Consider the following 14,545-nt stretch of genomic DNA (forward strand, 5'->3'; position numbering starts at 1 on the left):
GGCTTCGATCCATTCGCGAAAAAATGGATAACCGCCGAATCCGGGGAGTCAGGCTCGGATCTCGTCCCCACCCCCCGGTTGGAGGGCGTGCTGGCGGCCGACGACGCGTCCCGGAACGCGGTCGCCGTGGACCTGGGAAACATCTCCTCCGAGAAACCGGGCGCGGTTCTCCGCCCCCGTTCGGCACACGACGTGGCCGAGATGGTCAGATTCTGCCGGGAGCAGGGAATTCCGGTGTCCAGCCGCGGCCAGGCACACACCACCTTCGGCCAGGGGCTCTCACACGGACTGGTGATCGAGAACCGCTGTCTCGACCGCATCCATTCCCTCGGACCGGACTCCGCCGAGGTCGACGCCGGTGTCCTGTGGAAGGACCTGACCAGAGCCGCCTATGCCCAGTCGCCGCGGCTGACGCCTCCGGTCCTCACCGGCTACACCGGGCTCACCGTGGGCGGAACCCTGTCCGTGGGCGGCGTCGGCGGAATCGTCGGCGGTCTGCGCACCGGGCTCCAGGTCGACCATGTGCGTGAACTGGAGGTCGTGACCGGGACCGGGGCCATCGAGCGCTGTTCCCCCACGCGAAGCAGCGACCTCTTCGAAGCGATGCTCGGTGGGCTCGGCCAGTGCGGCATCATCACGAAGGCGACCCTCGACCTCGCCCCCGCCCGCGAACGGGCACGCACCTACGTTCTCGGCTACACCGACGGCGGCACGTTCTTCCGCGACCTCCGCACGGTCATCGACCGCGCCGGAGTCGACCACGTCTACGCCGAGTTCGTCGCGCCCGGCGCGACCCCGACGTTCACGCTGCTCGCGACGGCGTTCTACGACTCCCCCACCCCTCCGGACGACCAGGAGATCCTGGCCGGCCTGGGAGCCTCGCCGGACATCGAGGACAGGGGGTACATGGACCACGTGCTCTCGATCGACAACCTCATCGATCCGTTGTGCGCTACCGAGGGCTGGGACCGGCTCGTCAAACCGTGGTTCGACACCTGGCTCCCGGGATCGAGGATGGAGGACTTCTTCGCCGACGTCCACCCGACCCTGACCCCGCAGGACATCGGCACCTACGGGGCCGGACTGATCTACCCGCAGCGACGATCACACGCCACGCGCCCGCTTCCACGCGTACCCGAGCCGCACGGATCGGAGTGGATGTTCGTCGTGGACATCAACACCGTGTCCGAGACCCCCGACCCGGAACCGGGCTTCGCCGATTCCATGCTCGCGCGCAACAGGCGCCTGATGTCCCTGACCCGGGAGCGGCACGGCGGCGTGCTCTACCCGATCGGTTCGGTGCGTATGACGGAACCGGAGTGGCGCGACCACTACGGTGACGCGTGGGGTGACTTCCGCGCCGCGAAGGAACGGTATGACCCCGACCACGTCCTCACGCCCGGCCCCGGCATCTTCGGGGCCCCCGGCACCGTTGGGGAGGCGTGAGCGCATGGTCTCCCGACCGGAACTCATCGGAGACATCGGAGCGGTCTCCAGTACCTCACCGCTGGCTTCGGGCGCCGCGATGGCCGTCCTGGAGCAGGGCGGCAACGCCTTCGACGCGGCCGTCGCGGGCGGGCTGGTCCTGCAGGTGGTCGAGCCGCACTCCAACGGCCCCGGCGGCGATGTCGCGATCATCGCCCAGCGCTCGGGTGAGGAGAACGCCTCCGTCATCTGCGGGCAGGGGCCGATGCCGAGCAGCGCGGACCTCACGCACTTCACCGGCCTGGGCCTACGCCAGATCCCCGGGTCCGGACTGCTTCCGGCCACCGTCCCCGGCGCCATGGGCGCCTGGCTGCGGTTGCTCGCCGATTTCGGCCGGCTCCCCCTGGAGACGGTGGCCGACCCGGCGATCGGATACGCCACGAACGGTTATCCGGTCATGCCCGACACCGCGAAGGCGATCGACGCACTCGTTCCGCTGTTCGAGGACGAGTGGGCCTCCTCCGGCAAGACCTACCTGATCGGCGGTCGCGCCCCGGCTGCCGGAGAACGGCTCACCAACCCGGACCTGGCCGCCGTGCTGCGTCGGCTCGTCACCGAGGCGCGAGCGGGGAGCGCGGACCGGAACACGCAGATCGAGAACGCCGGACGCGCGTTCTACGAAGGCTTCGTGGCGGAGGCCATCGACGGGTTCGTCGCCTCGACCGTGGTGCTCGACGCCTCCGGGCGCCGGCACCGGGGGTTGCTCACCGGCGACGACCTCGCGGGGTGGCGGGCCGACGTCGAGCCCGCCCTCCGCCGCGACTACCGCGGGCTGACCGTCAACAAGCCGGGGCCCTGGTCCCAGGGCCCGGTCTTCCTCCAGCAACTGGCCCTCCTGGAGGGCGATGACCTGAGTTCGCTGGCCCCGGACAGCCCCGAGTACGTCCACCTGCTGACGGAGGCGGCCAAACTCGCCTTCGCCGACAGGGAGGCGTGGTACGGGGACCCCGCCACCCATCCCGGCTCACCGCTCACGACTCTGCTCTCCGCGGAGTACAACACCGCCCGGAGGCGACTCATCGAGGACCGGGCGAACCCGTCCCCCGCTCCGGGGGTCCTGGGCGGCCGGACCTCCGAGGTGCCGACGGTCGAACCCGATCCGGTCCCCGACTGGGGCGGGGACTGGATGGGTCAGCTGCAGAGCGGGATGCCCACGGTCGTCCTGCGGGCCACACTGGATCCCGGCGACACCTGCGCGCTCGTGGTGGCCGACCGGTACGGGAACCTGGTCGCCGCGGTTCCCAGCGGAGGCTGGCTCAAGAGTTCGCCCGTCGTTCCCGGCCTCGGCTTCCCGCTCGGCACACGCGGACAGACCATGTGGTTGGTCGAGGGCCACCCGAACTCGGTCGCCGGGGGCAAGCGTCCCCGCACGACCCTGAGTCCGACGCTGGTCTCCCGTGACGGAAGGCCCTACCTGGCCTTCGGCACCCCCGGGGGCGATCGCCAGGACCAGTGGACGCTGGAGACCTTCCTGGCCGTGGCCGAGTTCGGCGCGGACCTCCAGCAGAGCACCGAGGTGCCCCTGTTCCACACCGACCACTTCCCGTCGTCGTTCACCCCTCGCAGCCGCAGGCGCGAAACGATGGTGGCGGAGGCCGGGATCGGTTCCGCGGCCGTGGCCGAGCTCCGTCGCCGGGGACACGTGGTCGACGTGGTCCCTGAGATGTCCATGGGCGCAAAGGCCTGCATCGTGAGCGTGGGCCGGGACGGGTTCCTGCGCGCGGGCGCGGGGCCGCGCGGCCGCCAGGCCTACGCGGTATGCCGTTGACGTCCCCGGTCTGAGCGCCGCTCTCGCGAAACCACGGGGGGCGGTGGTGGACGGCTCTGCGTCCGCCACCGCCCCCCGTGCGGGCGACGCCCGCGCGCTTTCCCCGGGCGTCGCCGGCTACCGCGCGGTCAGCTCGTAGAAGCACGTCCGCGGCCCGGCGGCGGCGTTGGTGAAGATGCGTTCGCAGCGCAGCCGCGACCTCCGGAACACGTCCAGCCACGCCGTCCGGTCCCGCGGTATGCCCTGGCCGGTCAGTACGTGCACGAGGAAGAAGTCGGAGTCGTTCTCCCGGTTGTCGTAGCGGAGTTCCGGCTCCCCGAGCAGGAACACCTTCCCCTCGGTCAAGACGTCGGCGAGACGGTCCAGGACCGCGATCACCGCGTCCTCGCCGTCCCGGAAGAGTTCGTGCATCACCCCGACCCCGACGAGCACGTCGGCGGCCGCCGCCTTCTCGGACCAGGTGTCGGGTGCGAAGGCGTCGGCGACCTCGAAACTCGTACGGTCCGCGAGCCCGTCCCGTTCGCTGTCCGCCCTGGCGTTCTCGATGGCGGCGCGGGAGATGTCGATTCCCGTGCCCGACAGCTCCGGTAGCCGCGCGCACAGGTGAAGGAGCAGGGACCCGTCCCCGCACCCGATGTCCAGGATCCGGCGCGGCCGCCGTCCCGCGAGGGCCTCGGCGACGAGCCCGACGTAGGACACCGTGGCGACGGTTCCGGAGTGCCGGCTGAGCGCCCCGCCCGCCCGGGTCACGTCCCGCCCGTACTCGGCCTTGTTCGTGATCAGATCGGTCATCCGGGCGGTGACGGGCGCGTACGCCTCACGGTAGAAGCCGAGCCGGGCCAGCGAGATCTCGCTGGTGAGGAGGACCCCTCTCGGAGACAGCCGGTAGCGCCCCTCCCTCCGGTCGAGGACGCCGCACACCCGCAGGTATTCGAGGAACCCCCGACCGGTGTCGGTGTCCCCTCCGTCGAGGATCTCCGCCGACGACACCCACTCCTTGGCCCGCAACCGTTCGAGGCATCCGGAGTCGACGAAAGCGTAGACCGACATGCACAGATGCATCGAGCTTATCAGTTCCGGCATACCGGACATGTGATAGGAATGCCATGGACCAATTTGCTCTTCATTCCATACTTCAACGATATCCGGCGCGTCCAACTGAAACTCCTCAAGGTCCTCAAGGGAAAAGCGAGTCGGGCTTCCACCCTTTCGCCAACGACCATTGGACCCAAGGGTAACTTTCACCGGAAAAAAGGACAAGCAGGGGATCGACAAACAAAATTCATCGGTCCGTAAAAAACTTATGTAGGTTCCCGGGCCTCCCGCCACCTCGCTCCAGCGGCGTGCGGCACTGCGCACACGGGGCCGCACGGCGGACCTGGCGGAACCGTGATCGGGGAAAGTCTTGAAAATATCTTCAGTTTCCTTGATGGAATCTCCCCGGGAAAGAAGGAAAGGATACCCCCGTAGACCACCCCCTTCGGCTCCTCTGAGGAGGCCCTCGGACCATGAAAGCTCTGGTGCTGGCCGGCGGGTCGGGATCGCGGCTGCGCCCGATCACGCACACCTCCGCCAAACAACTCGTCCCGGTCGCCAACAAACCCGTGCTGTTCTACGGCCTGGAGTCGATCGCCGCGGCCGGAGTGCGTGAAACCGGAATCGTGACCGGCGACACGGCCGCCGAGATCGAGAACGCCGTCGGGGACGGGAGCCGTTTCGGCCTCGATGTCACCTACCTGCGGCAGGAGGCCCCCCTGGGGCTGGCGCACGGTGTTCTCATCGCTCGCGAGTACCTGGGCGACGACGATTTCGTCATGTACCTGGGCGACAACTTCATCGTCGGCGGTTTCGCCGACCTGGCCGCCCGCTTTCGGGAGCAGCGCCCCGCGGCCCAGCTCATGCTGACCCGCACCAGCACGCCCCAGGCGTTCGGAGTGGCCGAACTGGACTCCGCCGGCCGGGTGGTCGGGCTGGAGGAGAAGCCGGCCCGCCCCAAGAGCGACCTCGCGCTGGCCGGGGTGTACATGTTCACGCCCGCCGTGCACGCCGTCATCGCGAACCTCAAACCCTCCGTGCGCGGCGAACTGGAGATCACCGACGCCATCCAGGGGCTGATCGACGCGGGTGAGCGGGTGGACTCCGCCACGATCACCGGCTACTGGAAGGACACCGGGAACGTGGACGACATGTTGGAGGTGAACCGGAACGTCCTGGAAACGCTGGAGCCGCGGATCGCGGGGACCGTCACCGACAGCGAGCTGGTCGGGCGCGTGGTGGTGGCCGAGGGCGCCCAGGTGGTCCGCTCGCGCATCGTCGGCCCCGTGACCGTGGGGCCGGACGCGGTCATCCACGACTCCTACATCGGACCGTTCACGTCCATCGAGGGCGGTTGCCGGATCAACGCGAGCGAGATCGAGTACTCGATCGTGCTCCGCGGCGCCTCGATCGAGGGGATGCGCCGCATCGAGCGCTCTCTGATCGGCCGGGAGTCTCAGATCGTCCCCGCCCCTCCCACACCGCGGGCGCACCGGCTCGTGCTCGGTGACCACAGCCAGGTGCGGATCAGCACCTGAGCCGCCCCGCCCCGTCCCCCACGCCCCAGGGCCGGGCCCTGCCGGCATGAGAGAAACGCAGGAGAAGCGATGAGAATTCTGGTTACCGGCGGTGCGGGCTTCATCGGCTCGCATTTCGTGCGTACGCTGCTCGGCGCGCGCTCCCCGTCCCGTACTCAGGGCTCGGTCACGGTACTCGACAAACTGACCTACGCGGGCAGGAGGTCGAACCTGGAGGCGGTCGCGGAACGGATCGACTTCGTCCAGGGCGACATCTGCGACGCGGAGCTGCTCGCGCGGCTCCTTCCGGACCACGACGTGGTGGTCAACTTCGCCGCCGAGTCGCATGTGGACCGCTCCATCACGGACGGCACGGCGTTCGCCCGCACGAACGTGCTCGGCGTCCAGACACTGATGCAGGCCTGCCTTGAGGCCGGGGTCAGCAGAGTCGTCCAGGTCTCCACCGACGAGGTGTACGGAAGCATCGCGAGGGGAAGCTGGAGCGAAGACGCCCCGATCGACCCCCGCTCCCCCTACTCGGCGGCGAAGGCCGGGGGCGACCTCATCGCCCTGGCCTACGCCCGCACCCACGGCCTGCCGGTGTGCGTCACCCGCTGCGGCAACAACTACGGCCCCCGCCAGTACCCGGAGAAGGTCATCCCGCTCTTCGTCACCAACCTGCTCCGAGGACAGCGTGTCCCGGTGTACGGGGACGGGCGCAACGTCCGCGACTGGGTCCACGTGGACGACCACTGCCAGGGCATCCGTGTCGTGATGGAGCATGGCACCCCGGGCGAGGTCTACCACATCGGCGGCACCGCCGAGATCACCAACCTCGAACTCACCGAGCGGCTGCTCACCGCTTTCGGCGTGGGCTGGGACCGGGTGGAGTGGGTTCCCGACCGCAAGGGCCACGACCGGCGCTACTCCCTCGCGGACGACAAGCTGCGTGCCCTGGGCTACGCGCCGAAGGTCGACTTCGAGCAGGGGCTGGCCGAGGTGATCGACTGGTACCGCGCCGATCCCTCGTGGTGGGAGCCGCTGCGAAGGGCCATGGCGGCGTCGTGAGCCGCCGCCCCCCACCACCGGAGCCCCCGGCGGAACCGGACCCCGGTACGCCCGGCCGGCACCCGCCCCTCAGGCCGCGGTGCCGGACAGGCTGAGCCCGCCCTCACTCGCTCTGGCGAACTCACTGATGATCTGCTCCCTTTCCTGGTGGAGGTCCCGCCCCGCACACAGCTTGTCCAGCACCGCGTTCGTTTCGCGGTACATGTGTCGGGCCTCGTTGTAGGGAACGGAGGTGAACGCCACCAACTGGTAGAGCGGCGTGTACAGCTTCGGGTACTCCTGGTGGAGCCGCCTCTCCAACGATCTGCGGGCCAGAAAGGCCGAGTCGTCGACATGGGCGGACAGTTCCGCCAGGTTGTCCAGGGACAGCTCGGCGAGCGCGTGCCCGGCCTCGACCCGCGCGTCGCTGTACTCCCTGGCGACGAGTTCCGTGATCGCGCCGACCTCGCTCTCGTTGGCGAAGCGGAACTTCTCCAGGAGGGCGGCCAGGGTCGCCGCGTCCTCGAAACTGCAGTTGACCCCCTGGCCGTAGAACGGGACCACCGTGTGGGCGGCATCGCCCACGAGCACCGTGCGGCCGTAGTGGTAGGGCCCGCAGTCGACCGTGCGGAGCCGCGTCGGCAGCCGCGCCATGAGGCCGCTCCCGACCCGGGTCATCCGGTCGAACACGTCCGGGAACTCGGTCGAGCAGTAGTCGCGGACCGCCTCGGCCGAGTCGAGTCCGGCGAAGTGGGACCGCCGGTCGCTCCCGGCCATCGGCTTGAACAGGCTCGTCGTGAACGTCTGCCCGCGGTTGGGCTGTGCCTGGAGGAAGTGGTCGCCGCGCGGCCACAGGTGCAGGCCGCTCGGGTCCGCGTCCGCGTAGTCCATCGTGATCTCCGCGTGCCCGTGCGCGATGGACCGGCGGGTGACCCGCATGTGCGTCGGGGCGGAGGCGGCGATGGCGTCGCGGACCGCGCTGTTGGCGCCGTCGCAGCCGATGAGGAGGTCCCCCTCGTACCGCGTCCTGCGGCCGTCCCCGGCGCGGACCGTCACCGCGGCCCGGCCCGCCTCCACACCGACGCACTCGCTCTCGTAGTGGATCCGCGCCCCGGCGCGGACCGCCTGGTCACGCAGCAGGTCCTGGAGGACCTGCCGGGGGATGGACAGCAGATGGTGGGTGTCCGCCGTCCCGTACGGCTGCGTGGAGATCGCACCGTCCCGGTGGTGGATGATCCGTTTGGTCAGCACCACGCCCCGATGGTAGAGGCGGCGCTTGACCTCGTGGGGAAGGGTGGAGAGTCCGCGCGAGGTGAGCGTGAGGTTGAAGGAGTGGCCGGAGCCGACCGGGCCGGACGCGGAGGTCCGCTCGATGAGGTCGACCTCGATCCCCTGGCCCCGGAGCAGGGTGGCCAGGGCGCACCCGACCGGCCCCGCACCGACAATCACCACCGAGTACGTGCGTTCTTCAGGCATGGCTCTCCTTCCGTCGCTCCTTCTCCGGCAAAGGGACCGCCCCGTGGGAGCGGAAGTACTCGAACATCCGGTTGATCCATCCCGTGTCCTCGGGGGGTAGCGGGCACCCCAGTCCGGCCAGGGACCGGCGTGTCCTCTCGTTGTCGAAGGCGTGGTCGCCGAGTCGCATCACGCCCTCGCGCATGAACGGCACCAGCGGGCCGAGCCCTTCCCCCCGGGCATCGGATTCGGCCCGCTTCTCCAGAGCAGCCATCCAGTGCGCACGGGTGGCCGGTTCGATCCCGTACCCCTGCGCGCGGATGGCCTCGATGATCGTGGGCCACGACAGCCCCCGGTCGTGGAACAGGTGCCAGTTCTCGTCGTCCGGCCCGGCGGTCGAAAGGGACACGATCGCCCGGGCCACGTAGTCCACGGGCAGCAGGTCGACGGGCGGCGCGTCCACTATGTCCTCCGGGTGGCGGCCGAGGAGCGCGAAACTCTTCATCTGGAGCCAGAAGAAGTCGTCGTGCCTGCAGGCCCCAGTGCCGTCATGGCCGCCGATCCGGCCGACACGGTGCAGCGTGACCGGCAGTCCGGCCTCCCTGGCCTGCAGGGCGAGGTGTTCGGCCACCCACTTGCTCTGTGAGTATCCGATGCCCAGCGATGCGGGGTCCCCCGGCACCGCGTCCTCGGCCACCCGGCCGGAGGTCGAATCGGGGGGGAAGACCCCCATCGTCGAAACCAGCCGCAACGGTGTGCGGTTGGCGGCGCAGAAGTCGAGCAGCACCCGCAGACCGTCGACGTTCGCCCGCCTGACCGTGTGGTAGGGAACGACGAAGTTGATGTGCGCGGCGGCGTGGTAGACCTCGTCCACGGACCGCGCCAGTCGCTCGTACTCCTCCCCCAGCCCGAGTTTTGGCTGTGACAGTTCGCCCAGGCTGACCTCGACCTGGTCGAGCACGGAGGGGTCCAGGGCAAACTTCTCGAAAGCTCCCACGAGGCGCTGTCGGGCCTGGTGCTCGGTGTCCGCGCGGACGAGGCAACGGACCCGTCGCCCGGCCCGCCGGAGCTCGTCGAGCAGATGGCTGCCGAGGAAGCCGGTCGCACCGGTCAGCAGGACCGTTCCGTCGCCCGGCTCCCGCCTGGGCGAGACGGAGAAGTCCCGCAGACGCGCGTCGTCGCGCAGCACCTGCGCCGTCGTCCGGTCCTCGGTGCCGTCGCCGCCCACCAGGCACCCGGCCATCCCCCGCAGGGTGGGGGTCTTGAGCAGGGCCGACAGGGCGATGTCCGTGCCGAAGCGCTGCCGGACGAGCCGGTGCAGGCGGGCCGCGAGCATCGAGTGGCCGCCGAGGAGGAAGAAGTCGTCGTCCGGGGTCTGCGGGGAGGACCCGAGCAGCTCCGTCCACACTTCGGCCATGGCGAGCACGTACCGGGCCCCGGGCGTGTCCTGGCCGACCGCCTCGGCCAGGGGCGGGTGCGGTCGGTCGGCGCCGGTGGCGCCGTCCTCGGCGTGCCCGCCGTGCCATTCCTCCAAGGCACGGCGGTCCATCTTCCCGGTCGGGGTCAGGGGAATGCTGTCGATGCGGGTGAGCGTCGCCGGGACCATGTAGCCGGGAAGTACGTCCGCGAGCTGCGCCCGCCATGAGGGCGGCGGTTCGGCGCCTGATTGCACGAACGCGTGCAGCCGCCGTTCGCCCTTCGAGACCCGGGCGACCACCGCGGCCATCTCCACGTCCAGTGCGCGTTCGAGCGCGGACTCCACCTCGCCCGGCTCGACGCGGTAGCCCCGGATCTTGATCTGGTCGTCGAGCCGGCCGCGGTAGTGCAGGCGTCCGTCCGGCGCCAGCACGACCACGTCCCCGGTCCGGTACATCCGTTGCCCGGGCGGTCCGAAGGGGTCGGGCCGCATCGCGCTGTCGGTCTTCTCGGGCAGGTTCAGATAGCCCGGAGAGACCACCGCCCCCGCGATGCAGAGTTCTCCCTCCACCCCGAAGGGGGCCAGACGGTCGTCGTCGATGAGGACGCGCGCGTCGACTCCGGGGACGAGCCCACCGATCGGCGGCATCGTGGGCCACGTGTCGGGGTCGGCGGCCAGGGTCTCCGCCGTGCACCAGTGCGCTTCGGAGGGGCCGTAGGCGTTGATCAGCCGTGCGTTCGGCAGCGCTCGGAACATGGCCCGCAGGTCATCGGTGACGACCAGCCGTTCACCGGTGACGTACACCTCGCGCAGATGCGGCAGTGGCACGGCGGAAGTCCGCAGGACCGCGGCGAGTTCGCGGAGCGCGACGTACGGGAAGAACGCCCGCTCGATGCGCTGTTCGGCGAGCTGTTCGGCGAGGGCCTCGAAATCGGTTCTGGCGTGTGCGGGCGGAATGACCAGTGTGCCTCCCGTGCACAGGGAGCCGACGAGCTCCAGCGCGAAGACGTCGAAGGCGGGAGACATGTACTGGAGCGTGCGCATCCGCTGTCCGGAGGACATCCGCTCCTGGCAGTGCGCGAGGTTGGCCAGCGTGGCCTCGGTGATCACCACGCCCTTGGGCCGGCCGGTGGAGCCCGAGGTGTAGACGACGTAGGCGGTGTCGTCGGGCCTCTTGCGCCCGGGTTCGACGAGGTCGGCGGGACCGCCGTCCAGGTCGGCGGAGGCGAGGACCTCCAGCCCCGCGGGCAGGTCCGCACCGGACAGGTCGATGGCGGGGTCTCGGACGAGGATCGTGGCACCGCTGTCGACGACGGCGAAGCCCAGCCGTTCCACCGGGTTCCCGGGGTCGAGGGCGACATAGCTCCCCCCGGCGCGCAGGATCCCGAGAACCGTGGCGACGAGGTCGGGCCCCGGGTGCAGCAGGACGGCGACCGGTGCGCCCGAACGCACCCCCCGCGCGGCCAGGCCCACCGCCACGGACCGGACCCGCCCGTCGAGTTCGGCGTACGTGGACACGGCGCCGTCGGTGACCAGAGCGGGCTGGTCGGGGGCGGCCCCGGCTGCTGCGGCGAAAAGGTCGTCGGTCAGTTCGGTGCCGAGTTCGGGAGCGTCCTCCTGCCGCGAGCAGGACGCGATGACCGCGGCTTCCTCCTGCGCGCCCATCCACGGCAGCTCGCGGACCGGCGTGTCCGGTTCGGCGAGCACGCCCTCGACGAGCTGCCGGAGCCGCTGGACGAGGTGGTCCGCGAACACGGCGCCGTCATCGGTGGTCGAGGTGTGCTCGACGATCAGCGTCTTGCGGTCCGGTGCCTCATCGACGATGAGCGCCAGATCGTACTTGGCCCCGCCCGAGGTGTACTCCCAGGTCGTCACCCCCCACTCCAGGAGGTCGAGGCCGCGTGCGCCGGCCGGCATCACGGTGATCATCGCGTTGAACAGCTCGCCGGTGCCGTCGCGGTGGTTGCCGCTCTCCCGGAGGTCGGCGACCACGCTCTCAAGCGGGGCGTGCCGGTGCCGGAGCACGTCGAGCACCTCGCGCCTGACGGCCTGGAGCACGTCGTGGGCGGTGTCCTGGGCCGCCAGGCGGTGGCGCAGCACGACGGTGTTGGTCAAGTGCCCGACGACCTCGGCGTCCTCCCTCCCCTCGCGCACGGAGAGCGGCATGCCCAGCAGGACGTCGTCCTGACGGGTCTGCCGGTGCAACAGCACGAAGTACACGGCGATGAAGAACATGCTGGTGGTGATCCCCTGCGCGGCGCAGAACCCCTGCATCCGCGTGATCAGCTCCGGGTCGAGGACCGTCTGGGCGGAGGCGCTGCGGGGCGCCCGCCCACCCGTCAGCGTGACGGGTACGACCACGGGCGCGTCGGCGAGCTTCTCACGCCAGTAGCCCAGTGTCTTCGAGTCCGCCCCCGGCTCCGCGGCGTCCGCCACCCGCTCACGCCACCGGGCGTAGGCCTCGAACGACTGCCGCCGTACCGGCCGCTCAGGCGTGTCGCCGCGTGCCAGGGCCGCGTAGGCCGCCTCGACCCGGCGCAGGTAGGGCTTCCACGACATCCCGTCGAAGACGGTGTGGTGGATGTTGAACACGAGAAGGCTCGTGCCCTGGGCGAGGAGGCGCAGGTGGCGGACGCGCGCGAGCGGACCCGCCCCCAGGTCGAAGACGGTGCGGGCGACCTCGTCCACCTGTGCGCCGATCCACGTTCGCGGGTCTTGCGCGCCCGAGTCCCGCAGCTCGACGATCGGGTCCAGGCGGTCGTGCACGATCTGGCGCAGGTCACCCTCCGGACCCATCTCGAACGTCGTACGCAGGGAGACCTGCTCACGGTGGACCGTGCGCACGGCGGCCGCGAAGTGGTCGTCGTCCAGCTGGACGGGGAGCCTCAGGACCAGGGGCTGGTTGTACGCCGTGGGATCGCCGGTGCCGTAGGTACTCGCGAACCACAATCCGGCCTGTACCGGTGAGGGCGGGAAGGCCTGTCTTTCGACACTCGTCATCTGGAACCACCTCCACCGCGCTGGGACCGGATCAGAGCCGCGATACCGGCCACCGTGCCCGCGTCGAGGAGATCGCTGGGGGACAGGGCGATACCGACCACGTCCTCAAGCCGGGACCCGAGGTCGATCAGGTGCAGCGACGTGACCCCGGCCTCGATGAGCGCTTCGTCGGTGCCGAGCTGCGGATGGTCCATCACGGCGGCCAGCGTCGACCGGACGGCCTCGGCGAGTTCGTCGCTCGGAGTCCGTTGCGTGCTCCGCTCGGCCCCCCGCCCGGGGGCGAGCCGCGTGCGCAGCTCACCCCGGTCGATCTTGCCGTTGGCGTTCAGGGGGAACGAGTCGAGGACCGTCACGGTCGAGGGAACCATGTAGTCGGGCAGCCTCTCGCGCAGGTGGGCCATGAGGGTGTGCCCACTGAGCTCGCTCCCGCCTTCGGCTCCGGGGTCGGCCGTGCACCACAGCACGAGCCGTTCCGCGGCCCCCTCGTCGGCGGAGGCCTGGACGACCGCCCGGGCCACGCCCGGGAACGCCTCTGCGGTCAGCTCGACGTGGCGGGGCTCCACCCGGTACCCCCGGATCTTCAGCATCTGGTCGCCGCGCCCGCCGAGCACGATCTCGCCTTCCTCGGTCCACTTGGCCAGGTCCCCGGTGCGCAGCAGCCGTCGGCCGCCGTGCTGGACGAACTTCTCCTCGGTGAGCTCCTGGTCGTTGAGGTAGCCCAGGGCGAGGCCCTCTCCGGCTATGCAGTACTCACCGATCCGGCCGGGCGGACACTCCTCGAAGTGCTCGTCGCGGACGGACAGCTCCACGGTGGGCATCGGACGGCCGACGGGGATCTCCCCCGTGGCCAGGTCCGCGGCAGTGACCCTGTGGACCGCCGTGAGCGCGGAGTTCTCCGTACAGCCGAAGGCGTTGAACAAGGCGCCCTCCATGACGCCGAGGGCTCGTTCCATGTGCGCGGAGGACGGGAAGTCCCCGCTGACGATCACCCACCTGGCCTGGGCGATCGTCTCCGGATGGTGCTCGACCAGGAGGTTGAAGAGTCCGACGGGCAGGTTCAGCACCGTGGTCCGGTCACGGATGATCAGCTCTGCGAGCTCCCGCAGGGCGGGGACCTCCTGCGGGGCGACCATGAGCCTTCCGCCGCGCAGGAGGCACGTCCAGATATCGGTGGTCGACGCCGCGAAGCTCGGCTGAGCGAGTTGCAGGAACCGGTCGCCCGGCCCGGGGGTGTAATCGGTCAGGTGTCGGGAGACCCTGGCGATCCCCCGGTGCGCGATCACCACGCCCTTGGGCACCCCGGTCGATCCGGAGGTGAACAGGACGAAGGCCGGGGCCTGCGCGGTCGGCCCGGCCGGAGGCGCCCCGGCCGGGAGCGCGTCCGCCTCGGCCAGCAGGTCGGAGACCGGCAGGGCCTCCTCCCAGGGCCCCCCGGCCCGGCCGGAACCGACCACCACGAGGGCGGGCTCGGCGGCCTCGTACATCCGCGCCTTGTAGTCGGGCGGGTGGGCGGGGTTGAACGGGACCACGACGAGCCCGGCCTTGAGGATGCCGAGGAAGAGCTGGTAGGTGGCGAGGCTTCGGTCGAGGTGCACGCCCACGCGCTGCCCCGGCCCCAGCCCGCGTACGGCGAGGGCCCGGGCGATCCGGTCGGTGCCCGCGTCCAGTTCCCCGTACGTCAGGGTCCTCGCGCCGTCCGTGAGCGCTTCACGGTGTGCGTGATCCCGTGCCGTCCTCACGAACGCGCCGGTGATCGTCTCCGAGGTGACGGCCTCCGGTCGTCCGTGTGCGGTCGTCGACAGCATTCCCACTCCTCCATCA

General features: G+C 70.4%; 8 protein-coding genes. 4 read left to right on the forward strand and 4 right to left on the reverse strand.

The features are described from left to right. Positions 1–87 precede the first annotated feature (87 nt). Complete coding sequence (locus tag ACFWTE_RS00235) at positions 88–1,446, forward strand: FAD-binding protein (protein ID WP_378776327.1); 1,359 nt, start codon at positions 88–90, stop codon at positions 1,444–1,446. 4 nt (positions 1,447–1,450) lie between these two features. Further along, positions 1,451–3,253 (forward strand): gamma-glutamyltransferase family protein, encoded by a 1,803-nt coding sequence (locus tag ACFWTE_RS00240; RefSeq protein ID WP_378776329.1) that lies wholly within the window; start codon positions 1,451–1,453, stop codon positions 3,251–3,253. A 117-nt stretch (positions 3,254–3,370) separates the two neighbouring features. Here ACFWTE_RS00240 and ACFWTE_RS00245 read toward each other — a convergent pair whose 3' ends face one another. Beyond that, a complete protein-coding gene (locus ACFWTE_RS00245; protein WP_378776331.1) occupies positions 3,371–4,303 on the reverse strand; it encodes an SAM-dependent methyltransferase in 933 nt (310 codons plus the stop codon). A gap of 458 nt (positions 4,304–4,761) precedes the next feature. On the opposite strand from ACFWTE_RS00245, the gene ACFWTE_RS00250 reads away from it, so the two are divergent. Continuing rightward, positions 4,762–5,826 carry a glucose-1-phosphate thymidylyltransferase gene (locus ACFWTE_RS00250; protein WP_378776333.1) on the forward strand — a complete coding sequence of 355 codons (1,065 nt, stop codon included), beginning with the start codon at positions 4,762–4,764 and terminating at the stop codon, positions 5,824–5,826. 69 nt (positions 5,827–5,895) lie between these two features. Beyond that, entirely contained in the window at positions 5,896–6,873 is a 978-nt protein-coding gene (rfbB, locus tag ACFWTE_RS00255) for a dTDP-glucose 4,6-dehydratase (RefSeq protein WP_378776335.1), read from the forward strand. 69 nt (positions 6,874–6,942) lie between these two features. Here rfbB and ACFWTE_RS00260 read toward each other — a convergent pair whose 3' ends face one another. From ACFWTE_RS00260 to ACFWTE_RS00270, 3 genes are read right to left on the reverse strand one after another with little or no spacing between them, the layout of a single operon-like run. Beyond that, on the reverse strand, positions 6,943–8,328 hold the full coding sequence (locus ACFWTE_RS00260) for an FAD-dependent oxidoreductase (protein WP_378776337.1): 1,386 nt from the start codon (positions 8,326–8,328) through the stop codon (positions 6,943–6,945). Next, positions 8,321–12,724, reverse strand: a complete 4,404-nt coding sequence (locus ACFWTE_RS00265; RefSeq protein WP_378776339.1) for an amino acid adenylation domain-containing protein — start codon at positions 12,722–12,724, stop codon at positions 8,321–8,323. The genes ACFWTE_RS00260 and ACFWTE_RS00265 overlap by 8 nt, the downstream gene beginning before the upstream one ends. Further along, the gene (locus ACFWTE_RS00270) at positions 12,721–14,529 is read right to left on the reverse strand and encodes an amino acid adenylation domain-containing protein (RefSeq protein WP_378776341.1); all 1,809 of its coding nucleotides are present in this window, start codon (positions 14,527–14,529) and stop codon (positions 12,721–12,723) included. The genes ACFWTE_RS00265 and ACFWTE_RS00270 overlap by 4 nt, the downstream gene beginning before the upstream one ends. Between the last annotated feature and the right edge of the window lie 16 nt (positions 14,530–14,545).

Source organism: Nocardiopsis sp. NPDC058631 (assembly GCF_042716955.1).
In the GTDB taxonomy this organism is placed as follows: Bacteria; Actinomycetota; Actinomycetes; order Streptosporangiales; family Streptosporangiaceae; genus Nocardiopsis.